This window comes from Sphingomonas leidyi (assembly GCF_011761945.1).
Classification (GTDB): Bacteria; Pseudomonadota; Alphaproteobacteria; order Sphingomonadales; family Sphingomonadaceae; genus Sphingomonas; species Sphingomonas leidyi.
Genome location: NZ_JAASQV010000002.1, coordinates 260,328 through 284,707 on the forward strand (window position 1 = coordinate 260,328; position 24,380 = coordinate 284,707).

Here is a 24,380-nt window from a genome sequence, read left to right on the forward strand (position 1 = left end):
CGGCGCGCGACGGATTTTTCCGCGAGCCCGGCCGGCGTCGCCATGTCGGATTTGTTTACACTTCTGCACTAGAGCGGGTCCCATGATCCGGCTGTTCAAGCATTACGTGCCCAACGCGGTGCTGTTGCTCGGCTTTCTCGACATCCTGCTGCTGGCGATGTCGGGCGAGCTCGGCTGGATGCTGCGCGCGCACCAGCTCGGCATCGGCCTGCCGCTGATGCAGGAACGCTGGCCGCAGCTCGTCAGCTATGCGCTGTTCCTCGAAGTCGCGATGGTCGCGGTCGGCGTCTATGGTGCCGATTCGCTCCAGTCGCTGCGCTATGCGATGGCACGGCTGATCGTGGCGATCTCGCTGGGCGTGATCGGCTTGAGCGTGCTCTATTTCCTGATCCCCGAGATCGGCTTCTGGCGCTCGAACCTGCTCTACGCGATGGGCTGCTCCATCGCGTCGCTGATCGCGCTGCGCATCCTGCTCGGCAAGGCGCTGGGCAGCCAGGCGTTCAAGCGCCGCATCGTCGTGCTCGGCGCCGGCGCGCGGGCACAGCGCCTGAAGGATCTCTCCAAGACTCCCGGCGCGGGCTTCGTCGTGGTCGGCTATGTCGCGATGAGCGAAGCCAATCGCGTGATCCCCGAGGCGATCGCCCGCGATGCGATCTACAATCTCGCCGACCATGTCGTGGTGCTCAACGCCAGCGAAGTCGTCCTCGCCCTCGAGGAACGCCGCAACGCGCTGCCGCTCAAGGACCTGCTGCGGATCAAGACCACCGGCGTGCACGTCAACGAGATCTCGACCTTCCTCGAACGCGAGACCGGTCGCGTCGACCTGGACAGCGTCAATCCCAGCTGGCTGATCTTCTCCGACGGCTTCTCCTCGGGCCGCATGCTGTCGAGCCTGTTCAAGCGGCTGTTCGACATCGGCGCCAGCCTGGTGCTGCTCATGCTGATGCTGCCGATCATCCTGCTCACCGCCATATTGGTGAAGCTGGAGAGCAGGGGCCCGGCCTTCTATCGCCAGCGCCGCGTCGGCCTGTACGGCACCGGCTTCGACGTGATCAAATTGCGCTCGATGCGCCAGGACGCGGAGGTCGACGGCAAGGCCGTGTGGGCGGAGAAGGACGATCCGCGCATCACCCGCGTCGGCCGCGTCATCCGCAAGACGCGGATCGACGAGCTGCCGCAATGCTGGAGCGTGCTCAAGGGCGAGATGAGCTTTGTCGGCCCGCGCCCGGAGCGCCCCCAGTTCGTCGAGGATCTCGAGGCCAAGCTGCCCTATTATGCCGAGCGCCACATGGTGAAGCCGGGCATCACCGGCTGGGCGCAGATCAACTATCCCTATGGCGCATCGATCGAGGATTCGCGCCAGAAGCTGGAATACGACCTCTATTACGCGAAGAACTATTCGCCGTTCCTCGACGTGCTGATCCTGCTCCAGACCATCCGCGTCGTGCTGTTCCCCGAAGGCGCACGCTAGATGGGGGCGCTGCTGCTCTGGCTGCACGCGCTCGCGGCGCTGCTGTTCGGGGCGCTCGCGCTCTGGGCGTGGCGCACCGATCTCGCCGGGCTGCCGCGCCGCCCGCTTGCCTTCGCGCTGGCCGCCACCGCGTTCTGGGCGCTCGCCATCGCCGGCATCGGATCGACCGATTTCGCCAGCTGGTTCGCCGAGACGCTGCGCAACCTCGCCTGGCTCGGCTTCATGCTGGTGCTCCACCGCCGCGACGCGCAGACCCGCCCGCCGATCGCGCTGGGCACGGTCTATGGCGTCGTCGCGCTCGTACAGATCGGCGCATTGGCGCTCACCCTCATCGCCTATGCCGATCCCGAACCGATAGTGGCGGCGCAGACCGCCAATGCCGCGGTGCTGCTGCGCATGCTCGTCGCCGTCGCGGCGCTGGTGCTGGTCCAGGCGCTCTGGTCGGCGCTGAGCCCGGCCGCCGGCGGGCCGCTGCGCACGCTGGTGCTTGCGCTTGCCGGCATCTGGTGCGCCGAGCTCGGGCTCTACACGATCGCCTATCTCGCCGCCGAGTGGCGGATCGAGCCGCTGGTGCTGCGCGGGCTCGCCTATCTCGCCGTCGCCCTTGCGATCGGCGCCGTGCTCCAGCGCAAGGGCGAATGGAAGATCGAGGTGTCGCGCGCCGTCACCTACCAGTCGCTCTCGCTCGTCGCGGTGGGCGTCTATTTCGCGCTGCTCGCGCTCGCCACGTCCGCGATCGCCACCGTCGGCGGCCCCAATGCCCGCATCCTGCAGACCGCCTTCGTGCTGGGCTCGACCGCGGCGATCCTCACGCTGGTCGCCAATAGCTGGCTGCGCGCCTGGCTGAAGGTCAAGCTCGCCAAGCACCTCTTCCGACACCGCTACGACTATCGCACCGAATGGATGCGCTTCACCGAAACGCTCGGCAATCCGCAAGGCGGTGCCGCACTCGACGAACGCATCGTGAAGGCGATCGCCGACCTGACCGAGAGCCCCGCGGGGGTGCTGCTCGTCCCCGATGCGGGCGGGCTCGGCGTCGGTGCGAGCTGGAACTGGGACCGCGCGACGCTGCCGATCGCCAGCGACACGGCGCTGGGCGGCCATCTCCAGGCAAGCGGCCGGATCATCGAGCTCGACGCGGTCCGCCGCAGCGAGGACCATCTCGACGCCGCCGTCGTGCCGCAATGGATGCTCGACCTGCCCGAGGCCTGGGTGATCGTACCGCTGCCGCATCTGGCCGAGCTCGCGGGCGCGATCCTGCTCGCCCGCCCACCGCTCGACCGCGCGCTCGACTGGGAGGATTTCGACCTGCTGAAAGTGGCCGGCCGCCAGGTCGCCTCCTATCTCGCCGAGGCCCGCGCGCAGGATGCGCTCGCCGAGGCGCAGCGCTTCGACGAATTCAACCGCCGCTTCGCCTTCATCCTGCACGACATCAAGAACCTGGTGAGCCAGCTCACCCTCACGGCACGCAACGCCGAGCGCCATGCCGACAAGCCCGAGTTCCGCGCCGACATGGTGGCAACGCTGCAGAGCTCGGCCGAGCGGATGAACGGGCTGCTTGCGCGCCTCTCCCAGCATCATCGCGGCCGCTCCGAGGCGCCGCATGCCATCGAGATCGTGGCGCTGGTCGAGCGAGTCGCCACCCAGCGCAGGGGCCAGCATCCGGTGGTCACTTCCGGCGTGCGCAGCGCCATCGCCCATGCGGATCCGGCAAGCCTCGAGCAGCTGCTCGGCCATCTCGTCCAGAACGCGATCGATGCCAGTCCGGCGAACGAGCCGGTGACGCTCGCGGTCTCGGCCGATGGCGAGCGGGTGGCGATCGACGTGATCGATCTCGGGATCGGCATGTCGCCCGGCTTCATCCGCGACAAATTGTTCAAGCCCTTCGTCTCGTCGAAGGAAGGCGGGTTCGGCATCGGCGTCTTCGAGGCGCGCCAGCTCGCACATGCCATGGAGGGCCGCATCGAAGTGACGTCGCGCGAAGGCAAGGGCACGCGCTTCCGCGTGATCCTGAAGGCCGCGCACCCCGCCGATCTGGGCATGGGGAGGGCCGCATGAGCGACGCCCCCGCCCCGACCAGGCTGCTGCCGAAACTGCTCGTCGTCGAGGACGATGCCGGGCTCCAGCGCCAGCTGCGCTGGGCCTATGACGGCTATGAGATCTTCACGGCCTCCACGCGCGAGGAAGCCATCGCAGTGCTGCGGGCCGAGGAGCCGCCGGTGGTCACGCTCGATCTCGGCCTGCCGCCCGATCCCGACGGCACCACCGAGGGCTTCGCCACGCTGGAGACGATCCTGTCGCTCCGCCCCGACACCAAGGTGATCGTCGCCTCCGGGCACGGCGCGCACGAATCGATGCTGCGCGCGATCTCGCTGGGCGCCTGGGACTTCTACCAGAAGCCGATCGACATCGACGCGCTCGGCCTGATCGTCGCCCGCGCCTTCCATGTCCATGCGCTGGAAGCCGAGAATCGGCGCCTGGCCGAACGGGTCGAGGCCGGTGCGGTACTGGGCGGCATGCTCACCGGCGCGCCCGAGATGCTCAAGGTCACCCGCACGATCGAGCGCGTCGCCAGCGCCGACGTGTCGGTGATGCTGCTCGGCGCCAGCGGCACGGGCAAGGAACTGCTCGCCCGCGGGCTGCACGACAAGAGCGGGCGCAAGGGGCGCTTCGTCGCGATCAACTGCGCGGCGATCCCCGAGACCCTGCTCGAAAGCGAGCTGTTCGGGCACGAGAAGGGCGCCTTTACCGGCGCGGTGAAGACCACCGAGGGCAAGATCGAGCTGGCCCAGGGCGGCACGCTGTTCCTCGACGAGATCGGCGACGTGCCGCTGCCGCTCCAGGTCAAGCTGCTGCGCTTCCTCCAGGAGCGCGTGATCGAGCGCGTCGGCGGGCGCCAGGCGATCGCGGTGGACACCCGCATCGTCTGCGCGACGCATCAGGACATCGACGCGATGGTCGCCGACAACCGCTTCCGCGAGGACCTTTACTACCGCCTTGCCGAGATCGTGGTGCGCATCCCCAGCCTGGCCGAGCGGCCGGGCGACGCCGGGCTGCTCGCCCGCCATTTCCTCCGGAAATACGCCGGGCAGATGAACACCGCTGCCCGCAGCTTCGCGCCCGACGCGCTGGCCGCGATCGATGCCTGGGGCTGGCCCGGCAATGTGCGCGAACTCGAGAACCGCGTGAAGCGCGCGGCGATCATGGCCGAGGGCAAGCACGTCACCGCCGGGGATCTCGATCTCGACGCGCAGGCGGGCATCGAGCCCGTCAACCTGAAGGCAGCGCGCGAGCTCGCCGATCGCAAGGCGATCCGTCATGCGCTGGCCCGCGCCGAAGGCAATATCTCCGGCACCGCCCGGCTGCTCGGCATCAGCCGCCCCACCCTCTATGACCTGATGAAGGCCTATGACCTCCAGCCATAGGCGCGCCCGCGCCAGATCCTCGGGCTTCGGCGTGCGCGGCGTGCTGGTGATCGGCGTCGCGCTGGCGGTGCTGTTCGCCGTGCTGATCGGCTGGTTCACGCTGGCCCCCGGCCGGATGGGCAAGGCCGAAGCCGCCCAGGCCACCGAGCGCGCCGAGGCGATGCTCAAGGCCGACGACGCCACCGGCGCACGCGATCTCGCGGCGGAAGCGGTGCGCGGCGACCCCGACAATGGGAACGCCCATATCGTCCTCGCGCGCGCACTGCTCGCGCTGCAGGACGGCGTCGGCGCCGAGGGAGAGATCCAGCGCGCGGTCGATGCCGGCTACGACGCCGCGGCCGTGCCGCAATGGCGCGCCGAGGCATGGGTGCTCCAGGGCAAGACCGACAAGGCACCCGCCGAGGCCGACAAGGCGCCGCAGAAGCTGCGCCCCTATGGGCTGCGCATCCGCGCGCGGGCGCTGACCGCCACCGGCGACTATGCCGGCGCGCAGAGCGCCCTCGACCAGGCCGTGCATCTCGCACCCGACGATGCCGGCCTCTGGACCGATATCGCCCGCTTCCGCTTCGCCGCCGGCGACCTTCTCGGCGCCGCCGAGGCTTCGGACCGTGCGGTCAAGCTCGCGCCCGGCTCGGTCGACGCGCTGGTCGTGCGCGGCGAGGTGGTCCGCAGCCAATATGGGCTGGTCGCCGCGCTGCCCTGGTTCGAACAGGCGCTCAAGCGCGATCCCGCCCGCCACGCCGCGCTGATCGAATATGCCGCCACCCTGGGCGACGCCGGCCGCACCGTCGACGCGCTCGCCGCCACTCGCCGCGCGCTCGCCGCCCGGCCGGGCAGCCCGCAGGCGCTCTACCTCCAGGCAGTGATCGCCGCGCGGGCCGGCAATTTCGACCTCTCCCGCTCGATCCTCGAAAAGACCGGCGGCGCCATCGACGACCTTCCCGGCATGATGCTGCTCGGCGGCACGCTCGACCTGGAGAAGGGCGATTACGAGCAGGCGATCGAGAAGCTGACCGACCTGGTCGGCATGCAGCCGATGAACATCACCGCGCGCAAGCTGCTCGCCATCGCCCTGCTGCGCACCGACCGCGCCCGCAACGCGATCGACATGCTGCGCCCCGTGGTCGCCCGCGCCGATGCCGACAGCTATGCGCTGACCCTGGCCGCCCGCGGCTTCGAGCGGATCGGCGACCGCGACAGCGCTTCGCACTTTCTCGACCGTGCCGCCTTCCCGGCGACCGGCGAATCGGCGGCGTTCAGCGCCGACGACAGCACCGCCACGCTCGCCGCCGATGCGGCCCGGCAGCCGGGCAACCCGGAAGCGGCGCTGCCGCTGATCCGCGCGCTGATCGCTGGCGGCGACAAGGCCGGCGCCCTCGCCCGCGCCCAGGAAATCGCCGCCAGGAATCCCGGCGCCGCCGCCGCGCAGGTGGTGCTCGGCGACATGCTGATGCTGCTGAACCGCCCGGCCGATGCCGCCGCGGCCTATCGCCGCGCCGCCGACCTGCGCTTCGACGAGCCGACCCTGCTCCGCCTGGTCGACGCGTTCGATCGCGCGGGCCGGCGCGAGGATGCGGCCAACGCACTCGCCCTGTTCCTGTCGCAGAACCCGGCGAGCATCCCGGCACTGCGCCTCTCGGCCCATTGGCAGCTCGCCGGCGGCGACTATGACGCGGCGATCGATTCGCTGGAGGACATCCGTGCCCGCATCGGCGACGGCGACGCCGTGCTGAACGCCGAACTGGCCGCCGCCTATGCCGGTGCCGGCGAAACCGGCCCCGCAGTCGATTTCGGCGAGGCGGCCTATGGCCTCTCCCCCGCCAACCCCGCGGTGGTCGACGCCTATGGCTGGGCGCTGTTCCTTGGCGGCGACAAGGACGGCGCGCTCGAGCTGCTCCGGAAGGCAGTGATCCTGGCTCCCCGGCATCCGGGCCTGCGCTGGCACCTGGCCCAGGTCTATGCGGCGCTGGGCCGCAAGGCCGAGGCGAAGGAGCACGCCCAGGCCGCGCTGGCCGATCCGGGCTTCACCGACCGGGCGGCGGCCCTGGCGATGGCCAACGGCTGACCCGACGCCTGACAAGCCGCACCCACAGGGGCTGAAAGCGAAGTTGGGGGTGAGCCGGCGACGGCACCTCGCTATAGCCACCCCCATGAACGAAGAGATCCTCGCCCGCATCGCCGATGCGCTCGACCGGCTCGCTCCGCCGCCGCCGCCGCCCGCCGATCTCGAGGCGCATCCCGCCTATGTATGGCGCGGGCATGGCCTGGCCCCGGCGCGCGTGTTCGATCCGCTTCCGATCGAGATCCTGCGCGGCGTGGATTCGCAGCGCGAGGCGCTGGTGGCGAACCTCGCCCGGCTTTCCGAAGGCCATGCCGCGCAGGACGTGCTGCTCTGGGGCGCGCGCGGCACCGGCAAGTCGGCGCTGGTGAAGAGTGCGGTCGCCGCGGTTCAGGCACGGGGCGGGCGCCTCGCCCTGGTCGAGGCGGTGACCACCGAACTCGCCACCCTGCCCGAACTGTTCGGACTGCTCGGCACGACCGGCCGGCCCTTCGCCGTGTTCCTCGACGATCTCGGCTTCGACGGAGCAGGCGATGCGCGGGCATTGCGCTCGCTGCTCCAGGGCGGGGCCGAGGCCCGGCCGAACAACGCGCGGCTGCTCGTCACTTCGAACCGCCGCCACCTCGTCGTCCGCGACATTGCCGAGCAATCGAGCGCGATCAATCCGCGCGATTCGGCGGACGACGGCCTGGCGCTGGCCGACCGGTTCGGGCTCAGTCTCGGCTTCCATGTCGTCGACCAGGACACCTATGTCGACATCGTCCGCGCCTATGCCGATGCGCATGGCCTCGGCTTCGATCCGGTCGACGCGATCGGCTGGGCAACGCGGCGCGGCAGCCGTTCGGGACGGGTCGCATGGCAATATGTGATTGACCTTGCAGGAAGATCGGGGCGCAATCTGTAATTGCACTGATCCAGATCAAAAAGACCGGCGAGGACGCTTGACTCTCATCGGCGGCCAGTCCCTGCTCGTGCCATGGGGCGAATAGGCGAAACCGATCTTCTCGACCGGCTGGCGCCGAGCGGGCGTGGCACATGGATCGTGCAGCTTGGCCTGGGGTTGCTCGCCACCGCCATGGCCATCGGGCTGCGCACCGCGATCGACAGCTTCGCGCCCGCCGCCGGCCCGTTCGTGCTCGGCTTCCCCGCCATCCTGATCGCGACGCTGTTCGGGCGGTGGCAGGCGGGGCTGCTGACCGGCGTGCTCACCTTGCTCTACAGCTGGTATTTCGTGCTGCCGGTGCGGCACACGCTGGCGCTCAAGTCGCCGGACGAAACCGCGCGGCTGGCGCTGGCGGCGATCAACTATCTGGCGGTGATCGTGATCGCCGAGCTGTTCCGCCGCGCCGTGCGCCGCGCCTCCGACGAGCGCGACCGCGAGATAGCCGAGCGCGACCTGTTCCTCGAGGAATTCGATCACCGGGTGAAGAACAATTTCACGCTGGTCGCCGCCCTGCTCGACATGCAGCGCCGCCGCGCACGGGAGGCGGAGACCCAGGCGGCCCTCTCCTCGGCGCTCGCCCGGGTGGACAGCATCGCCCGGGCGCACCGGCACCTCTATCGCGGCGCGGCGGCGTCGCACGGCGCAGTCGACATGGCGGTCTATCTCGAGGAACTGAGCGCGGCACTGGCCGATGCGCTGTTCCTGCGCGGCGCGATCACGCTCGACTGCGCGTGCGACCATGGCGCGATCCCGCGCGACCGCGCCGTCTCGATCGGGCTGATCGTCAACGAACTGGTGACCAACGCCGCCAAGCACGCCTTTGCGGGGCGCGAAAGCGGGCGGATCGAAGTGCGGTTCGAAGCGACGCCGCAGGGCTGGAGGCTGGTGGTGCGCGACGACGGCGTGGGCATGCCCGCCGATGCCAGGCCCCGCAAGGATGGCGGGCTCGGCCAGAAGCTGATCGACGGCTTCGTCCGGCAGGCACGCGGCACGGCGACGACGGAGACCGGCCCCGGCGGGACGGTGGTCACGGTGGTGCTGGAAGCTTGAGCCAGGCAGATCATGCCCAAACCCCCGTCACCCCCGGGACAAGGCCGGGGTAACGGTCGGGATTGCGGCGCCGTCGCGCCTCAGCCCAGCGCTTCCACCATCTCCGCCAGCTCCAGCCAGCGCATCTCCGCCGCGTCCTTCTCGTCCCGCAGCTTCGAGATGCCGTCGCTGAGCTTCGAGAATCTGCCCGGGTCCTTCGCATAGAGATCGGGATCGGCCAGCGCCGTCTCGTCCCTGGCGATCTGCGCCTCGATCTCCTCGATCCGCCTGGGCAGCAGATCATAGTCGCGCTGGTCCTTGTAGCTGAGCTTGGTCGCCCTTTTCGGCGCTTCGGCCGCCGGCACGGGCTTGGGCGCGGCCTTCCTCGCCTCGATCTTCGGCCGGCGCTTGGCTTCCCAATCGGCATAGCCGCCGACCACCACGTCCACCATCCCCGATCCGTCGAGCCCGAGCGTCACCGTTACCGTGCGATCGAGGAAATCGCGGTCGTGGCTGACGATCAGCACGGTGCCTTCGTAATCGGCGATCACCTCCTGGAGCAGGTCGAGCGTCTCGAGATCGAGATCGTTGGTCGGCTCGTCGAGCACCAGCAGGTTCGAATGACGAGCGAACTCGCGCGCCAGCAGCAGCCGCGAGCGTTCGCCGCCCGATAGCGTGGCGATCTTCGCCTCGGCGATCGAGGGGTCGAACAGGAACTCCTTGAGATAGCCATGGACGTGCTTCCGCACGCCCAGCACCTCGACCCAGTCGCCGCCGTCCGCCAGCACGTCACGGACGGACTTGGCGGGATCCATGAGACTCCGCTGCTGGTCGATGATCACTCCGTTCAGCGTGTTGGAGAGCTTCACGCTGCCTTCGTCGGGCTGGATCTCGCCGGTCAGGAGCTTGAGCAGGGTCGACTTGCCCGCGCCGTTCGCGCCGACGATGCCGATCCGGTCGCCCCGGGTGACGCGGAAGGTCAGGTCCTTGATGATCGTGCGCTGATTCTCCCCGGCGCCGAAGCGCTTGGTGACGTGCTTGGCGTCGATCACCACCTTGGTATTGCTGTCGTCGGCGGCGGTGGCCAGCTTGGCGGCCCCCTGCGGCCCCATCATCGCGGCGCGGGTGGCGCGCATTTCCTTCAGCTTCTCGAGCCGCCCCTGGTTGCGCCGGCGCCGGCCGGTGACGCCGCGCTGGAGCCAATGCTCCTCGATCTTGAGCTTGGCATCGAGGCGCTGCGCGTTGCGCTCCTCCTCGGCATAGACCTGGTCGGTCCAGGCCTCGAACCCGCCGAACCCGACTTCCGCGCGGCGGATCGTGCCGCGGTCGAGCCACAGGGTCGAGCGGGTGAGGCGGGTGAGGAAGGTGCGGTCGTGGCTGATCACGATGAACGCGCCGGTGAAGCGGCTCAGCCAGTCCTCGAGCCACTCGATGGCGGCAAGGTCGAGATGGTTGGTCGGCTCGTCGAGCAGCAGCACGTCGGGGTTCTGCGCCAATGCCCGCGCGATCGCGGCGCGGCGGCGTTCGCCGCCCGACGCCGTCTTCGCGTCGCGGCCCAGGTCGATGCCGAGCTGGTCGGCGATCGCCTCCGCCTCGTGCCGGGGCGGGGCGTCGCTGCCGGAGAGCACATAGTCGAGCAAGGTCGCGCAGCCTTCCATCCGCGGCTCCTGCTCGAGCAGCACGACATGCGTGCCCGGCACGATGGTGCGGCGGCCCTCGTCGCCGTCGATGCTGCCGGCGATCAGCTTGAGCAGCGTCGTCTTGCCCGCGCCGTTGCGGCCGATCAGCGCCAGCCGGTCGCGCTCGCCGATATAGAGGTTCAGGCCGCGGAACAGCCAGCCATGGCCCTGGACGAGACCGAGATTTTCGTAAGCGAGGACAGGTGCAGCCATGCGCGCCACCTAGGGGCCCGCGACGGGCCCGGCAAGTTACCGCCGGCTGAAGCGTGCGTTCAGGGGCTATTCAATGCCCGGACCCTATGCCATCTGCCATGAAGATGTTGGTGACGCCCATCCTTTGCGCCTGTCTGGCGGCGTTCGCGCCCGCCGGGACTGCGGCTGCGCAGCCGGATGGGCATCAGGATTCGGACGGCCGCCCCCGGCGCCAGGCCGGGCCGCCGCTCTCGGTACGCGAGATCGAGCGTCGCGTGGTGCCGCGGTTGCCCGGGGCCCAATATCTCGGTTTCGACTATGATCCCGCAACGGAAGTTTACACGCTGAAGTTCCTGCGCAATGGATCGGTGATCTGGGTGGACGTCGACGGCCGGACCGGCGCGATCGTCCGCAAAACGGGCGATTAGGGCCCGGCGAGGGGAATGACATGCGACTGCTGATCGTCGAGGATGAGCCGAACCTGGGGCAGCAGCTCCGCAACGCGCTGGAAGGCGCGGGCTATGCGGTGGATCTCGCCACCGATGGCGAGGAGGGCCTCTATCTCGGCTCCAACGAGCAATATGACGCGATCATCCTCGATCTCGGCCTGCCGGAGATCGACGGGCTGACCGTGCTCGACCGCTGGCGCAAGGAAGGCAAGACCACGCCGGTCCTGGTGCTCACCGCGCGCGACAGCTGGTCGGACAAGGTGGCCGGCCTCGATGCCGGCGCCGACGACTATGTCGCCAAGCCGTTCCAGACCGAGGAACTGATCGCCCGGCTGCGCGCCCTGATCCGCCGCGCCTCGGGCAATGCCTCCGCCGAGCTGACCGCGGGCGACATCCGGCTCGACACGCGCTCGGGCAAGGTCACGCGCGGCGGCGAGCCGGTGAAGCTGACCGCCCAGGAATACAAGCTGCTCAGCTACCTGCTCCACCACAAGGGCAAGGTGGTGAGCCGCACCGAGCTGATCGAGCATATCTACGACCAGGATTTCGATCGCGATTCGAACACGATCGAAGTCTTCGTCACGCGCATCCGCAAGAAGCTGGGCGCCGATGTGATCACCACCATCCGCGGCCTGGGCTACAGCCTGGAAGAGCCGGCCGACGCCTGAGCGGATGGCACGGCTCGCCCAGACTCTAGGCGGGCTGCGCCGGCGCCTGTTCGGTCGGCCCCTCACCGAGCCGGAGCCCGTCGCGCCGGGCGAGGTGCCGTCGCGCCATTATATGCGCACCACCGGATCGGTGAGCCGGCGCATGCTGCTGGTCGCGACCGCCTGGATCATGCTGCTGCTCGTCGGCGGCGGCATCGCCCTCGACCGGGTGCTGGTGACCACCGTCACCAAGAATTTCGACGATCAGCTCGACTATCTGCTCAAGGCGATGATCTTCTCCGCCGAGCTCGACCAGAATGGCGACGTGATGCTCAACCGCGAGCTCGCCGACCAGCGCTTCCTCGAATATAATTCCGGCGCCTATTGGCAGATCAGCGGCAAGGGCCACGAAGCCTTCCCCTCGCGCTCGCTCTGGGACCAGAAGCTCAAGGTCGACCAGCAGCACAGCGACACCAACGTGCACGTCTATGACAGCCGCCAGCTTCCCGGCCAGCTGCTGCGCGTCGCCGAGCGCGACGCCGTGCTGCCGGGATCGAACGTGCGCTGGCGCTTCCAGGTGGCGCAGAGCCGCGAGACGCTGGACGGGCAGATCGCCCAGCTGCGCCGCACCCTGGTGCGCAGCTTCGTGCTGCTCGGGCTCGGCCTGGTCATCATGGTGGCGCTGCAGACCTGGTACGGGCTGCTGCCGCTGCGCCGGGTGCGCCAGGAGATCGCGCGGCTGCGCGCCGGCGAATCGACGCGCGTCGAAGGCGCGATGCCCGCCGAAGTCGCGCCGATGGTCGAGGAGCTCAACGCGCTGGTCGAGCATAACGACCGCCAGGCCGAGGAGGCCCGGCGCCATGCCGGCAACCTCGCCCATGCGCTCAAGACGCCGCTGAGCGTGATCATGAACGCGGCGGCCGCCGGCCAGCCCGACCTTGCCCAGGCCGTGATCCGCGAGGCGCGCACGATGCGCCGCCAGATCGACCATCACCTCGCCCGCGCCCGCGCCGTCGGCCGCCGCGGCTCGGCGCACAGCCGCGCCCAGGTCTGGCCGTCGATCGAGGCGGTCGAGCGTGCGGTCGCCCGGCTCTATCCGAATGTCCGCATCGACATCGACGGACAGAAGGACCTGGTCGCCCATATCGAGCGGCAGGACCTGGACGACCTGCTCGGCAACCTGGTCGAGAATGCCGCCAAATATGGCGGCGGCAGCGTGTTCATCACCGCCGGGGTGCAGGCCGGGTTCGTCGAGATCCTCGTCGAGGACGACGGCCGCGGCATCCCCGAGGCCGATCGCATCCGCATCTTCGATCGCGGCGTGCGGCTGGACAGCGGCAAGCCCGGCACGGGCCTGGGCCTCGCCATCGTGCGCGACGTCGCCGAAATCTATGACGGCACCGTCAGCCTCGAGGAAAGCGAGGATCTGGGCGGCCTGCTCGTGCGCCTGCGCCTGCCCGCCGCCAGCTGAGGCGATTGCAACAAACTGAAATTCGGCTGCGACGAACCGGACGCAGAGCGTTCGCGAACTCGCGGATTGCCCTCTTTTGTCCGTCGGGTCACGTGGCGGCGCCGGTTTCTGGGGCCGGCGCCGCCCAATCGCGATCCGCCACCATATAATCCTTTGTTTACAACATATTAGCACTCATGTGCTAGACTCCACTCCGGGGATTGTAGACGCGAAGGACCAGCGATGACTTCCATTTCCTCGATAGCGCAGCGGATGGATGCGCGGATCGCGGCGGCGGCCTCGGCCGGCACGATCAGCGCCGACGATCGGGATGCGCTGCGCGGCGCGCTCGGCACGATCGATTCCAGCCTCGCCTCGGATCATCCCGGCAGCGGTACGGGCGGCATGAAGGGCCGGATCGACGGACTGATCGACGCGCAGACGAGGCGCGGCGCGCTGACCGACGACCAGGCGGCCGAGCTCAGGCGCTTCTTCGCGGAGGGGCCCGATGACGGCCCCGGCAGCCCCCCGCCATCGGGCGACGAGATCCCGGGCGACGACACCGGCACCCCGATCAGCGAAGCCGCGGCGCGCCGGCTCGATGCGATGTCCGCCTTCCTCCAGAAGCTGCGCGATGCCGCCGCGTCGGGCACCACCACCTATGGCGGCAATGCCGGGACGCGAGGCAATGGCGATTCGGCGACCGGCTGGGTGATCGACCGGCAGGCGTGATCGCCTGCCACTATGCGTCATACCCCGCTCAAATCGACCTGGAGCCCCCGCATCGCCTCGGCGGCGAGCGACAGGCTCTTCCTGCGGGCCTGGTGATCGAACATCGCGCTGGTGAGCATCAGCTCGTCGGCGCCGGTGCGGGCGACGAAGGCGGCGAGCTGCGCGCGCACCCTGTCCGGCCCGCCGATCGCACTTGCCGACAGCACCTGATCGAGCATCGCATTGCCATGCCCGCCCAGGGTTTCGCGATAGCCCTGCACCGGCGGCGGCAGCTGGATGCCCTTGCCGGTGGTGCGGATCGCGACAAAGGCCTGTTGCTGCGAGCTGGCGAGATACTCCGCCTCCGCATCGGTATCGGCGGCGAAGACGTTGAAGCCCAGCATCAGATGCGGCTTCTCCAGTGCCGCGGAGGGGCGGAAGTTGCGGCGATACGCATCGATCGCCTCGTCGAGCAGCCCGGGCGCGAAATGCGAGGCAAAGGCATAGGGCAGCCCCAGCATCGCCGCGAGCTGCGCGCCGAACAGGCTGGAGCCGAGAATCCAGATATCGACCTTCGCTCCCGCGCCCGGCGTGGCGCGGATGCCGGTGCGGCCATCATCGGCGAAATAGCTCTGCAGCTCGGCCACGTCGCGCGGGAACTCGTTGCCGTCGCTGCCCAGGCCCCGGCGGATCGCGGCGGAGACGCGCTGGTCCGATCCCGGCGCGCGGCCGAGGCCAAGATCGACCCGGCCGGGGAAGAGCGCGTCCAGCGTGCCGAACTGCTCGGCCACCTGCAGCGGCGCATGGTTGGGCAGCATGATCCCGCCCGCGCCGACCCGGATCGTCGAAGTCGCCTGGCCGACATGCGCGATCACCACCGCGGTGGCGGCGCTCGCGATGCCGTCCATCCCGTGATGCTCGGCCACCCAGTAGCGGGTGAAGCCGAGCCCTTCGACATGGGCGGCCAGATCGGCGGCGTTGGCAAGGGCCTGGGCGGCGTTCCCGCCCTGGACGATGGGAACGAGGTCGAGCAGGGAATAGGCAGTCATGGAGCGCCAGATGGGGAGGCCCAGCACGCTCTGCCATAAAGTTTTCATCGTCGCCGCCGAAGCAATCATCCGTCGCCGCGGCTCATATCCGTCGCCCCGGCGAGAGAAGCCTTGATAGCCCGGCCCGCTCGGCCTAACCGCCCCGGACATGGACCCCGCCCTGTCGCACATCCGCAACTGGATCTTCGATCTGGACAACACGCTCTACCCGGTGAGCGCCAACCTGTTCGCGATGATCGACGCGCGGATCGGCCAATATGTCCAGAACCTCCTCGGGCTCGACGCAGCCGAGGCGCACAAGGTGCAGAAGGGCTATTTCCACGCGCACGGCACCACGCTGGCCGGGCTGATGGCCGAGCACGGCACCGATCCCCACCATTATCTGGCGGACGTGCACGACGTCGACATGAGCGTGCTCGAAGTGAACGAGACGCTGGTCGCGGCGCTCGCCCGCCTGCCCGGCCGCAAGCTCGTCTTCACCAACGGCGACGCCCCCTATGCGACGCGGGTGCTCGACAGGCTCGGCCTGGGCGCCACTTTCGAGGCGATCCACGACGTCCATGCGACCGGCTATCGCCCCAAGCCGGATCCGCTGGCCTATCGGGGCCTGTGCGACGCGTACGGCCTCGACCCGGCGCATAGCCTGTTCGTCGAGGACATGGCGCGCAATCTGGAGCCCGCCAAGGCGATCGGCATGACCACGGTGTGGATCGACAATGGCTCCGAACAGGCGCCCGACACGGAGCGCGGCTTCATCGACTATACCGTCAACGATCTCGGAGCCTGGCTCCACAGCATCCTGGAGACTTCCGAATGACCGACCTGCAGACGACCATCGACGCCGCCTGGGAAGACCGCGCCAATCTGGGCTTCGGCACCGAGGGCGCGGTACGCGAGGCGGTGGCCGAGGCGCTGAACCTGCTCGACCGTGGCGAAGCGCGCGTCGCCGAGCCGGTTTCGGATGGCTGGCAGGTCAACCAGTGGCTGAAAAAGGCGGTGCTGCTCAGCTTCCGCCTCAACGACAACCAGGTGATCCAGGGCCCGGGCGGCGCCAACTGGTTCGACAAGGTGCCGTCGAAGTTCGCCAATTGGGGCGAGGACGCGTTCCGCCAGGCCGGTTTCCGCGCCGTGCCCGGCTCGGTCGTCCGCCACGGGGCGCATATCGCCAGGGGTGCGGTGCTGATGCCGAGCTTCGTCAATATCGGCGCCCATGTCGGCGAGGGCACGATGGTCGACACCTGGGCCACCGTGGGCAGCTGCGCGCAGATCGGCCGGAACGTCCATCTGTCGGGCGGCGTCGGCATCGGCGGCGTGCTCGAGCCGCTCCAGGCCGATCCGGTGATCATCGGCGACGGCGCCTTTATCGGCGCGCGCGCCGAAGTGGCCGAGGGCGTGCGCGTCGGCGAAGGCGCCGTGCTCTCGATGGGCGTCTATCTCGGCGCCTCGACCAAGATCATCGACCGCGCCACCGGCGAAGTGCATCGCGGCCATGTCCCGCCCTATTCGGTGGTGGTGCCGGGCACGATCCCGGGCGAGGCCGGCAAGCCCGGCCTCTATTGCGCGGTGATCGTGAAGACGGTGGACGCCCAGACCCGCTCGAAGACCGGGATCAACGAGCTGCTGCGCGACTGATCCTCGCCGGATGCCGGTCACGGTGGCCGCCATGCGCAACCCATGGGCCGGGTCGGCGGCGACCGATCGGCGGCGCGCGTGCGCACGAATGCCGTCCCCTTGCCCCGGGGACGGTAGAAGCGGCGGGTGATGCCGGTCAGGTCGGCGGATCGATCGCGCCGCGGGCGAACGGCCGGAAAGGGCCATGGCGCGACCTCGCCCCGCTCGATCGCTAGGGCCACGAAAACGGATGCAGGGGCCACCGCCAGGCGATATGCCGGGGCATGACCGAAAGCATGACCTATGGGCGCTATCTCGCCCTCGACCAGCTGCTCGCAGCCCAGCATCCGCTGTCGGACCGGCATGACGAGCTGCTCTTCATCATCATCCACCAGACCAAGGAACTCTGGCTCAAGCAGATGATCGCCGAGCTGCGCGCGGCGCTCGATCTGGTCCGCGCCGACAAGCCGGTGGAAGCATATAAGTCGCTCGCCCGGGTCAGCCGCATCCAGGCGGTGATGACGCTCAGCTGGGACGTGCTCGCGACGATGACGCCCACCGACTATACGCGCTTCCGCGAAGTGCTGGGCACCAGCTCGGGCTTCCAGTCGGACCAGTTCCGCGCGGTCGAGACGATGCTGGGCCTGCGCGGCGGCGGCGTGCCGGGGCCGCTCACCACGCAAGTCGCGGTGCTGCCCAGCCTGTGGGACGAAGCGAATGCCGCGCTCGCCCGCGCTGGCTTCGCCGTGCCGGCCGAGGCGCTGGAGCGCGATTGGCGCAAGCCCTATGTACCCAGCAAGGCAGTCGAGGATGCCTGGGCCGAAGTCTATCGCGACACCACGCGCTGGTGGGAGCTGTACCAGCTCGCCGAGAAGCTGGTCGATATCGACGATGCGCTCGCCACCTGGCGGCACAAGCACGTCATCACCGTGAGCCGGGTGATCGGCATGAAGCCCGGCACCGGCGGCACGCCCGGCGTCCCCTATCTCGAATCGACGCTGGCCAAGCGCGCCTTCCCCGAACTCTGGACGCTGCGGACCCAGCTGTGACCGGCTACAAGCACCTGTTCCAGCGCGCGCTGGCGGCGGCGCCCGAGCGGCTGCACTTCGCCGCGCATTCGCATCATCTGTGGCCCGATGCCTCCTATGTCGGCCAGCTCGCCGCCTGGGAGGACGGCGTGCGCCTTGCCGACCGCAAATGGGAGCGGGTGATGGGCGAGATCTGGCCCGCGGCCCAGGCGCATGTCGCGGCCGAACTCGGGCTGCCCGATCCGGGCACCCTGGTGTTCGCTCCGAACACCCATATGCTGCTGCTCGCCATCGCCTCGGCGCTGCCGCGCCGGCCGTTGCGCATCCTTGCCAGCGACGGCGAGTTCCACAGCTTCCGCCGCCAGGCCGCGCGCTGGGAGGAAGCGGGCACGGCGATCGTCGAACGCGCGCCGCTGGACCGGATCGCCGAGCGCGCGAAGGCGGGCGGGCACGACCTGATCTTCGTCAGCCAGGTCCAGTTCGGCACCGGCCATGTGCTGAAGGACATCGCCGCGCTCGCCGCGCTCGCCCGGCCCGACGGCCCCTGGGTGGTGATCGACGGCTATCACGGCTTCATGGCGCTGGAGACCGACCTGTCGGCGGTGGCCGACAAGGTCTTCTACCTCGCCGGCGGCTATAAATACGCCATGGCCGGGGAAGGCTGCGCGTTCCTCCACGCCCCGCCCGGCTTCGGCCCGCGGCCGGAAGTCACCGGCTGGTATGCCGAGTTCGAGGACCTGTCGCTGCCGCCGGGCAGCATCGGCTACGCCCCGGACGGCCGCCGCTTCCTGGGCGCGACCTTCGATCCTTCGGGCATCTACCGCTTCGTCGCGGTGCGCGACATGCTTCGTGAGGAAGGCCTCACCACCGCGGCGATCGCGGCGCATGTCGATGGCCTGCGCGCGCAACTGCTCGCCGGCCTGCCGATCGCGGCCGAGCTGCTCAATCCGGGCAGCCCCGCGCGCTTCCTGGCGCTCCGCTCCCCGAACGCCCAGCGCTGGAAGGCCGTGCTGGAAGCCGAGGAAGTGATCACCGATGTGCGCGGCGACGTGCTGCGCATCGGCTTCGGCCTCTACCAGGACGCGCGCGACGTGGCGCGGCTGATCGAGGCGCTTTCCGAACTCCGCTAGAAAAAGCGGCCGGGCGGGCAATGCGCGGCCCTGCCCGGCCGTGAGGAAGTTCAGCGGCGCGCGACTCGCGCGGCGCCCCAGCGAGCGGCCAGCTGGCGGCCGACGTCGCGCTCGACCGTGGCGCGGCAGCGCTGGATCCGGCCCGCTTCGTCCTGGTCGGCGCCCGCATAGGAACCGCAGACCTGCTCGGTCGCGGCGGCGAGGCGGCGGTCGAGCGCGGCGCGCCCGGCGGCGCTGTTCAGGTCGAGATCGGCATGGCGAACGGTGGCGCTTCGCTCCGGCCGGCCCTCGGCCAGGGCGGGGACGGCGAGCAGCGTGGCGGCGGCGAGGGCGGCGATGAACCTGGGCATGTCTGGCTCCCTTCCATGGGGATTTCCGGCATCGTGCCGGGACCTCGATCTGATCGCCCGGAAAGCGCCCGGCAGAGAGGATGACGAGCCGATGAAGAGCTGATGAAATGCCGATGATTCGCCGATAGGGTGGCGCGCGAAGCGAAATACGGAGATGGGAGGGGCGTGGAGGGCCGCATCGATCTGGCACATGAAGCGGCGTTTCGGCTGGGCGGGCTCGAAGTGCGCCCGGCGCTGCGCCAGCTCGCCCGCGACGACGGCACCGAGGAAGTGCTCGAACCGCGGGTGATGCAGGTGCTCGTCGCGCTCGCCAGGGCAGACGGCGCGATCCTGAGCCGCGACGACCTGACTCGCTCGTGCTGGGAGGGGCGCGTCGTGGGCGAGGACGCGATCAACCGCGTGATCTCGCGCCTGCGCCGCGCCGCCGAGGGGATCGGCCAGCGCAGCTTCCGGATCGAGACGGTCACCAAGGTGGGCTACCGGCTGATGCGCGCGGGCGATGCCGCCGATCTTCCCATATCGCGCGACGCCGCGCTGGAGGGGATGCGCACCGAACTACACCGCCTGAAGCTCGATCGGCGCGCGATGTTCACCGGGGCCGGCGTGGCGCTGGCCGCGAGCGGCGGGTTCCTCGCCTGGCGCCGCTTCGGCATGGCGCCCTCCGTGCCTGGGCAGCAAAAACCGCCCGAGGACATTGCGCCACTGATGATCCAGGCGCAGATGGCGATGACCCAGGGCACGGTGGAGGGCAGCAACCAGGCGATCGGCCTGCTGCGCCGCGTGGTGCTGCTGCGGCCCGACTATGCCGATGGCTGGGGCCTGCTCGCCCTATCCTACTCGGCGGCGGCGGTCGGCTGGCCGCAACGGTTCGAAGCGGACATGCGCACCCGCGCCGCCGAGGCGCGTCGCCGCGCCCTGGCGCTCGATCCCCGCAATGCCTATGCCCTCGCCGCGGAGGGGCTGGGCAAGCCGGTGCTCGGCAACTGGCTCGCCGCCGAGCGCGGGCTGCGCACCAGCCTCGCCCAGCATCCCGGCAACGAGATGCTGACCAGCGCGCTGGCCGGCATGATGCTGGGCGTGGGCCGCTGCGCGGAGGCCGCCAACCTGCTGGACGGGATCTGGAGGCGCATGCCGCCCAATCCGGGCCTCGCCTATACGCACATCCAGACCCTGTGGGCCACCGGCCGGCTCGACGAAGCCGACAAGGCGATGGACGACGCGGTCGCGCTATTCCCCACCCATTTCGCGGTGTGGTTCACGCGCTTCTACGTGCTGATGTATACCGGCCGCGCGCGCGAGGCGATCGCGCTGGGCGAAAATCGCGAGACGCGCCCGACCGGCATCCCCGACTGGAATTTCGCACAGGTGCTGACGGTGGCGCGCGCGATGCTCAGCCGGGCACCGCGCGATATCGACGCTGCCGTCGCCGCTGCGCTCGAAGGCGCGCATCGCGGCGCGGGCTTCGCCGAGAACGGCATGCAGTTCCTGTCCGCGCTCGGCCGGCCGGACGAGGCCTTCGCCGTCGCCGACGCCTATTTCTTCGCCCGCGGCTTCGATCCGGGCGAGCTGCGCTTTTCCACCGAACAGGGCACCTATACGCGGCGCAGCGCCCGGCGCACCCATATGCTGTTCCTGCCCTCGACCACGGCGATGCGCGCCGATCCGCGCTTCCTGCGCCTTGCCGAGGAGATCGGGCTGGTCCGCTACTGGAAGGACGCGGGCGTGCGACCCGACTATCAGGCGACGGGCTGAATCCCCAGCCGGGGGATCTCGATCGCCGGGCAGCGATCCATCACCACCTTGAGGCCCGCCGCCTCGGCGCGGGCGGCAGCTTCGGCGTTGATCACGCCCAATTGCATCCACACCGCCCTGGCGCCGGCAGCGATCGCCTCGTCCACCGCCTCGCCGGCGGCCTGGGGGCGGCGGAAGATGTCGACCAAGTCGATCGGCTCGCCGATCTGGGAGAGCGCGCGGAACACGAACTCGCCATGCACATGCTCGCCGGTGATCTGCGGATTGACCGGGATCACGCGGTAGCCCTGGCGCTGGAGAAAGGCCATCACGCCATAGCTCGGCCGATCGGGCCGATCGGATGCGCCGATCATCGCGATGGTGCGCACGCTCTCCAGCAGCGCCCTGATGTCCTCGTCCCGCGTCAGCGGCATCGCTTCATCCTTTCAGCCAGTCGTCCACCCGCCCCGCCAATCCGGCAAACAGCTGGGCCGCGGGTCCGTTCCCCGCGGCCGGCGGCTCGCCCGCGTCGGAAGCGGCGCGGATCGCCATCTCGAGCGGCACGCGGCCGAGGAACGGAATGCCGAGCTTCGCCGCCGCCGCCTCGGCGCCGCCCGCCCCGAACGGATCGGAGACTTCGCCGCAATGCGGGCAGGCATAGCCCGACATGTTCTCGATCAGGCCGATCACCGGTACGCCGGCCTTGTTGAACAGGTCGATCGCCCGGGTGGCGTCGATCAGCGCCAGGTCCTGCGGCGTGGAGACGATCACCGCGCCCGCCGGCTTGTGCTTCTGGATCATCGTGAGCTGCACGTCGCCGGTGCCCGGCGGCAGATCGAGCACCAGCAGCTCGGCATCGCCCCAATCGGCATCGACCAGCTGGCCGAGCGCGCCGCCCGCCATCGGCCCGCGCCAGGCGATCGCCTGCCCCTCGGCCACCAGCCCGCCCATCGACAGCATCGGCACGCCGAAACGGGTCTCGACCGGCAGCAACACTTTCTCACGCGCCTGGGGCCGCACGCCCTCCACGCCCATCAGCCTCGGCTGCGAGGGGCCGTAGATGTCGGCATCGACCAGCCCGACCCGGCGCCCGCGCGCGTGCAGCGCGATGGCGAGGTTGGCCGCGACGGTCGACTTGCCCACTCCGCCCTTGCCGCTCGCCACCGCGATCAGCCGCCGGGTGCGGCGCTCGCTGGTCATCAGCACGCGCACCGCGTCGATCCCCGGCAGGGCGGCAGCGGCGGCGCGGACATCGGCTTCGAGCTCTGCGCGCGCGGCTTCGCCGAGCCCGGTCACGTCGAGCACGATGCTGGCGCGGGCCCCTTCGAGACGGGCAGTGGCACGGCCGGCGGAGACGGGTTCGAGCGCGGCCGCAAGGGCTTCATTGTCGGTCATCGCGTGCCAGATAGGCGCACAATCGCCGCGCGCCACTGTAAATCCGCGCGCACGCCCCTATAAAGGCGCAATGGCAAACCTGATGAGCTGGCTGGGCAAGGCCGGTATTCTGCAGAACGAAGCCCCCAAGAGCCCCTGGGGCTCCGGCGGCGGCAGTGGAAATGGCGGTGGCTCGGGCGACGGCAAGGGCGGCTCCGGCGGCGGGCCGCGCAACCCCTGGTCCTTCCCGCCCGAGGGGCGGCGCCCCCGCTCCGGCGGCGGCGATGGCGGCGGCGGCGGTGGCGGCCTGTTCGAAGAGCTGTTCCGCCGCGCGCGCGGCGGCGGCTTTCCCGGAGCGCCGGGCGGCGCCCGGCTCTGGGCCCTGGTGATCGTCGGCCTGTTGCTGATCTGGGTGATCTTCACCAGCTTCCACACGATCGGCCCGCGCGAGCGCGGCGTGGTCACCACGCTCGGCCGCTATACCGGCACGCTCGATTCGGGCGTGAAGTTCACGTTGCCGGCACCGATCCAGATGGTCGACGTCGTCGATGTCGGCAGCGTGCGCACCGAGAAATTCCCCGAGAGCGGCGCCAACCTGATGCTCACCGGCGATCAGAACATCGTCGATCTCGCCTATTCGGTGAACTGGTATATCACCGACGCAGCCGACTATTCCTTCCAGATCAAGGATCCGAAGGAAACGGTGAAGGATACCGCCGAGAGCGCGATGCGCGCGGTGATCGCCACCACCACCCTCACCGAGGCGATCGGCGAGGGCCAGGGCAGGATCTCGTCCGACGTGCAGGCGGCGATGCAGAAGATCCTCGACGAATATCATGCCGGCATCCGCGTCCAGAGCGTCGCGCTCACCAAGGCCGCGGCGCCCGAGCAGGTGGACGACGCCTTCAAGGCGGTCCAGGCCGCGCAGCAGGGCGCCCAGGGCGCACGCAACAATGCCAATGGCTACGCCCAGCAGGTGATCGCCGTCGCGCAGGGCGAGGCCGCCGAGTTCGACAAGATCTACGAGCAGTACAAGACCGCTCCCCAGGTCACGCGCCGCCGCCTCTATTACGAGACGATGGAGCAAGTGCTCGCGCGTACCAACAAGACGATCGTCGAGGCGCCCGGCGTCACCCCCTATCTGCCGCTGCCGGGGATCCGCCCCGATGCCGGCAAGGCCCAGCAGGGAGACCAGAAATGACCTGGCTGCGCAGCCCCATCGGCATCGCCGTCGCGCTCATCGTCGCGGTGATCGTGGTGATGAGCACCGTCGCGATCGTGCCCGAGACCAAGCAGGCGGTGATCCTGCGGCTCGAACAGCCCAAGCGCGTGGTCAATGCCTGGCGCTCGGGCGAGACGTTCGGCCGCACCAATGCCGGGCCGATCTTCCGCATTCCGTTCATCGACCGGATCGTCTGGGTCGACAAGCGCGTGCTCTCGGTCGACCTGCCCAACGAGCCGGTGCTCTCCACCGACCAGCTGCGGCTCCAGATCGATGCCTATGCCCGCTTCCGCGTCACCGATCCGCTCAAGATGGTCGTCTCCATCGGCACCGAGGAGCGTGCGCGCGACCAGCTCCAGCCGCTGTTCCGCTCGGCGCTGCGCAACGAGCTCGGCAAGCGTCCCTCGGCGGTGCTGCTCAGCCCGGAGCGCGGCCAGGTGATGGACAATATCCAGGGCGCGCTCCAGCAGCTCGCCGCGCAATATGGCGTCTCCATCGTCGACGTGCGGATCAAGCAGACCGAGCTTCCCTCGGGCTCGCCGCTCGACAGCGCGTTCGAGCGGATGAAGACGGCGCGCTACCAGGAAGCCAAGACGATCGAGGCCCAGGGCATGAAGGACGCGCAGATCATCCGCGCCAACGCCGATGCCCAGGCCGCGCAGATCTATGCCCAGGCCTTCAACAAGGATCCGGAATTCTATGATTTCTGGCGCGCGATGCGCTCGTATCGGACGACGTTCCTGAATACCGATCCGGCCAAGGGCGATACGTCGATCATCCTGTCGCCGAACAATTCCTATCTGAAGGAATTCATGGGGCAACGATGAGCC

General features: G+C 69.6%; 22 protein-coding genes. 17 read left to right on the top strand and 5 right to left on the bottom strand.

Translation table 11 applies throughout. The features are described 5' to 3' along the window. Positions 1-82: 82 nt before the first annotated feature. The 6 genes from FHR20_RS10910 to FHR20_RS10935 all read left to right on the top strand — a co-directional run bounded on the left by FHR20_RS10910 (position 83) and on the right by FHR20_RS10935 (position 8,948). Complete coding sequence (locus FHR20_RS10910; protein WP_167299678.1) at positions 83-1,471, top strand: TIGR03013 family XrtA/PEP-CTERM system glycosyltransferase; 1,389 nt, start codon at positions 83-85, stop codon at positions 1,469-1,471. Beyond that, on the top strand, positions 1,472-3,529 hold the full coding sequence (gene prsK, locus FHR20_RS10915; protein WP_167299679.1) for an XrtA/PEP-CTERM system histidine kinase PrsK: 2,058 nt from the start codon (positions 1,472-1,474) through the stop codon (positions 3,527-3,529). Next, positions 3,526-4,896, top strand: a complete 1,371-nt coding sequence (gene prsR / locus FHR20_RS10920) for a PEP-CTERM-box response regulator transcription factor (protein ID WP_167299680.1) — start codon at positions 3,526-3,528, stop codon at positions 4,894-4,896. The genes prsK and prsR overlap by 4 nt, the downstream gene beginning before the upstream one ends. Further along, on the top strand, positions 4,880-6,961 hold the full coding sequence (locus tag FHR20_RS10925; RefSeq protein WP_167299681.1) for a tetratricopeptide repeat protein: 2,082 nt from the start codon (positions 4,880-4,882) through the stop codon (positions 6,959-6,961). The genes prsR and FHR20_RS10925 overlap by 17 nt, the downstream gene beginning before the upstream one ends. Positions 6,962-7,046: 85 nt before the next feature. After that, positions 7,047-7,859: a DUF815 domain-containing protein gene (locus FHR20_RS10930; RefSeq protein ID WP_167299682.1), complete on the top strand. Its 813-nt coding sequence runs from the start codon at positions 7,047-7,049 to the stop codon at positions 7,857-7,859. A 138-nt stretch (positions 7,860-7,997) separates the two neighbouring features. Further along, positions 7,998-8,948 carry a histidine kinase dimerization/phosphoacceptor domain -containing protein gene (locus FHR20_RS10935; protein ID WP_167299683.1) on the top strand — a complete coding sequence of 317 codons (951 nt, stop codon included), beginning with the start codon at positions 7,998-8,000 and terminating at the stop codon, positions 8,946-8,948. An 80-nt stretch (positions 8,949-9,028) separates the two neighbouring features. Here FHR20_RS10935 and FHR20_RS10940 read toward each other — a convergent pair whose 3' ends face one another. After that, complete coding sequence (locus tag FHR20_RS10940) at positions 9,029-10,819, bottom strand: ABC-F family ATP-binding cassette domain-containing protein (protein ID WP_167299684.1); 1,791 nt, start codon at positions 10,817-10,819, stop codon at positions 9,029-9,031. 104 nt (positions 10,820-10,923) lie between these two features. Between FHR20_RS10940 and FHR20_RS10945 the strand changes: the two genes are divergently transcribed. The 4 genes from FHR20_RS10945 (at position 10,924) to FHR20_RS10960 (ending at position 14,076) form a co-directional block, all read left to right on the top strand. Further along, complete coding sequence (locus FHR20_RS10945; protein ID WP_243857367.1) at positions 10,924-11,226, top strand: hypothetical protein; 303 nt, start codon at positions 10,924-10,926, stop codon at positions 11,224-11,226. 20 nt (positions 11,227-11,246) lie between these two features. After that, on the top strand, positions 11,247-11,915 hold the full coding sequence (locus FHR20_RS10950; RefSeq protein ID WP_086128141.1) for a response regulator transcription factor: 669 nt from the start codon (positions 11,247-11,249) through the stop codon (positions 11,913-11,915). 112 nt (positions 11,916-12,027) lie between these two features. Next, a complete protein-coding gene (locus tag FHR20_RS10955) occupies positions 12,028-13,365 on the top strand; it encodes a sensor histidine kinase (protein WP_243857369.1) in 1,338 nt (445 codons plus the stop codon). A 222-nt stretch (positions 13,366-13,587) separates the two neighbouring features. Next, positions 13,588-14,076, top strand: coding sequence for a hypothetical protein (locus FHR20_RS10960; protein ID WP_167299686.1), 489 nt, complete (start codon positions 13,588-13,590; stop codon positions 14,074-14,076). A 17-nt stretch (positions 14,077-14,093) separates the two neighbouring features. Here FHR20_RS10960 and FHR20_RS10965 read toward each other — a convergent pair whose 3' ends face one another. Next, positions 14,094-15,104 (bottom strand): LLM class flavin-dependent oxidoreductase, encoded by a 1,011-nt coding sequence (locus FHR20_RS10965; RefSeq protein ID WP_167299687.1) that lies wholly within the window; start codon positions 15,102-15,104, stop codon positions 14,094-14,096. A gap of 148 nt (positions 15,105-15,252) precedes the next feature. Between FHR20_RS10965 and FHR20_RS10970 the strand changes: the two genes are divergently transcribed. The 4 genes from FHR20_RS10970 to FHR20_RS10985 all read left to right on the top strand — a co-directional run bounded on the left by FHR20_RS10970 (position 15,253) and on the right by FHR20_RS10985 (position 18,873). Beyond that, positions 15,253-15,921 carry a pyrimidine 5'-nucleotidase gene (locus FHR20_RS10970; protein ID WP_167299688.1) on the top strand — a complete coding sequence of 223 codons (669 nt, stop codon included), beginning with the start codon at positions 15,253-15,255 and terminating at the stop codon, positions 15,919-15,921. After that, the gene (dapD, locus tag FHR20_RS10975; protein WP_167299689.1) at positions 15,918-16,736 is read left to right on the top strand and encodes a 2,3,4,5-tetrahydropyridine-2,6-dicarboxylate N-succinyltransferase; all 819 of its coding nucleotides are present in this window, start codon (positions 15,918-15,920) and stop codon (positions 16,734-16,736) included. The genes FHR20_RS10970 and dapD overlap by 4 nt, the downstream gene beginning before the upstream one ends. Before the next feature lie 263 nt (positions 16,737-16,999). Further along, entirely contained in the window at positions 17,000-17,764 is a 765-nt protein-coding gene (locus FHR20_RS10980; protein WP_167299690.1) for a tryptophan 2,3-dioxygenase, read from the top strand. Next, a complete protein-coding gene (locus FHR20_RS10985; protein ID WP_167299691.1) occupies positions 17,761-18,873 on the top strand; it encodes an aminotransferase class V-fold PLP-dependent enzyme in 1,113 nt (370 codons plus the stop codon). The genes FHR20_RS10980 and FHR20_RS10985 overlap by 4 nt, the downstream gene beginning before the upstream one ends. A gap of 50 nt (positions 18,874-18,923) precedes the next feature. Here FHR20_RS10985 and FHR20_RS10990 read toward each other — a convergent pair whose 3' ends face one another. Then, positions 18,924-19,223 (bottom strand): UrcA family protein, encoded by a 300-nt coding sequence (locus FHR20_RS10990; protein ID WP_167299692.1) that lies wholly within the window; start codon positions 19,221-19,223, stop codon positions 18,924-18,926. A gap of 165 nt (positions 19,224-19,388) precedes the next feature. Here FHR20_RS10990 and FHR20_RS10995 point away from each other — a divergent pair, with 165 nt between their 5' ends. Continuing rightward, positions 19,389-20,975 (top strand): winged helix-turn-helix domain-containing protein, encoded by a 1,587-nt coding sequence (locus FHR20_RS10995; protein WP_167299693.1) that lies wholly within the window; start codon positions 19,389-19,391, stop codon positions 20,973-20,975. Here the strand turns inward: FHR20_RS10995 and FHR20_RS11000 are convergent. Continuing rightward, positions 20,960-21,388, bottom strand: a complete 429-nt coding sequence (locus tag FHR20_RS11000; protein ID WP_167299694.1) for a CoA-binding protein — start codon at positions 21,386-21,388, stop codon at positions 20,960-20,962. The genes FHR20_RS10995 and FHR20_RS11000 overlap by 16 nt on opposite strands. Positions 21,389-21,392: 4 nt before the next feature. Beyond that, positions 21,393-22,349, bottom strand: a complete 957-nt coding sequence (locus FHR20_RS11005) for a P-loop NTPase (RefSeq protein WP_167299695.1) — start codon at positions 22,347-22,349, stop codon at positions 21,393-21,395. A gap of 70 nt (positions 22,350-22,419) precedes the next feature. Here FHR20_RS11005 and hflK point away from each other — a divergent pair, with 70 nt between their 5' ends. Both hflK and hflC read left to right on the top strand, forming a co-directional pair. After that, positions 22,420-23,529, top strand: coding sequence for a protease modulator HflK (gene hflK / locus FHR20_RS11010; RefSeq protein ID WP_243857286.1), 1,110 nt, complete (start codon positions 22,420-22,422; stop codon positions 23,527-23,529). Continuing rightward, complete coding sequence (gene hflC, locus FHR20_RS11015) at positions 23,526-24,377, top strand: protease modulator HflC (protein ID WP_167299696.1); 852 nt, start codon at positions 23,526-23,528, stop codon at positions 24,375-24,377. Before hflK ends, hflC begins: the two co-directional genes overlap by 4 nt. Positions 24,378-24,380: the final 3 nt, after the last annotated feature.

Coding starts and splice junctions, on each gene's coding strand:
- FHR20_RS10910 (WP_167299678.1), top strand. CDS start 83: ATGATCCGGCTGTTCAAGCATTACGTGCCCAACGCGGTGCTGTTGCTC.
- prsK (WP_167299679.1), top strand. CDS start 1,472: ATGGGGGCGCTGCTGCTCTGGCTGCACGCGCTCGCGGCGCTGCTGTTC.
- prsR (WP_167299680.1), top strand. CDS start 3,526: ATGAGCGACGCCCCCGCCCCGACCAGGCTGCTGCCGAAACTGCTCGTC.
- FHR20_RS10925 (WP_167299681.1), top strand. CDS start 4,880: ATGACCTCCAGCCATAGGCGCGCCCGCGCCAGATCCTCGGGCTTCGGC.
- FHR20_RS10930 (WP_167299682.1), top strand. CDS start 7,047: ATGAACGAAGAGATCCTCGCCCGCATCGCCGATGCGCTCGACCGGCTC.
- FHR20_RS10940 (WP_167299684.1), bottom strand. CDS start 10,819: ATGGCTGCACCTGTCCTCGCTTACGAAAATCTCGGTCTCGTCCAGGGC.
- FHR20_RS10945 (WP_243857367.1), top strand. CDS start 10,924: ATGTTGGTGACGCCCATCCTTTGCGCCTGTCTGGCGGCGTTCGCGCCC.
- FHR20_RS10950 (WP_086128141.1), top strand. CDS start 11,247: ATGCGACTGCTGATCGTCGAGGATGAGCCGAACCTGGGGCAGCAGCTC.
- FHR20_RS10955 (WP_243857369.1), top strand. CDS start 12,028: ATGCGCACCACCGGATCGGTGAGCCGGCGCATGCTGCTGGTCGCGACC.
- FHR20_RS10960 (WP_167299686.1), top strand. CDS start 13,588: ATGACTTCCATTTCCTCGATAGCGCAGCGGATGGATGCGCGGATCGCG.
- FHR20_RS10965 (WP_167299687.1), bottom strand. CDS start 15,104: ATGACTGCCTATTCCCTGCTCGACCTCGTTCCCATCGTCCAGGGCGGG.
- FHR20_RS10970 (WP_167299688.1), top strand. CDS start 15,253: ATGGACCCCGCCCTGTCGCACATCCGCAACTGGATCTTCGATCTGGAC.
- dapD (WP_167299689.1), top strand. CDS start 15,918: ATGACCGACCTGCAGACGACCATCGACGCCGCCTGGGAAGACCGCGCC.
- FHR20_RS10980 (WP_167299690.1), top strand. CDS start 17,000: ATGACCGAAAGCATGACCTATGGGCGCTATCTCGCCCTCGACCAGCTG.
- FHR20_RS10990 (WP_167299692.1), bottom strand. CDS start 19,223: ATGCCCAGGTTCATCGCCGCCCTCGCCGCCGCCACGCTGCTCGCCGTC.
- FHR20_RS11000 (WP_167299694.1), bottom strand. CDS start 21,388: ATGCCGCTGACGCGGGACGAGGACATCAGGGCGCTGCTGGAGAGCGTG.
- FHR20_RS11005 (WP_167299695.1), bottom strand. CDS start 22,349: ATGACCGACAATGAAGCCCTTGCGGCCGCGCTCGAACCCGTCTCCGCC.
- hflK (WP_243857286.1), top strand. CDS start 22,420: ATGGCAAACCTGATGAGCTGGCTGGGCAAGGCCGGTATTCTGCAGAAC.
- hflC (WP_167299696.1), top strand. CDS start 23,526: ATGACCTGGCTGCGCAGCCCCATCGGCATCGCCGTCGCGCTCATCGTC.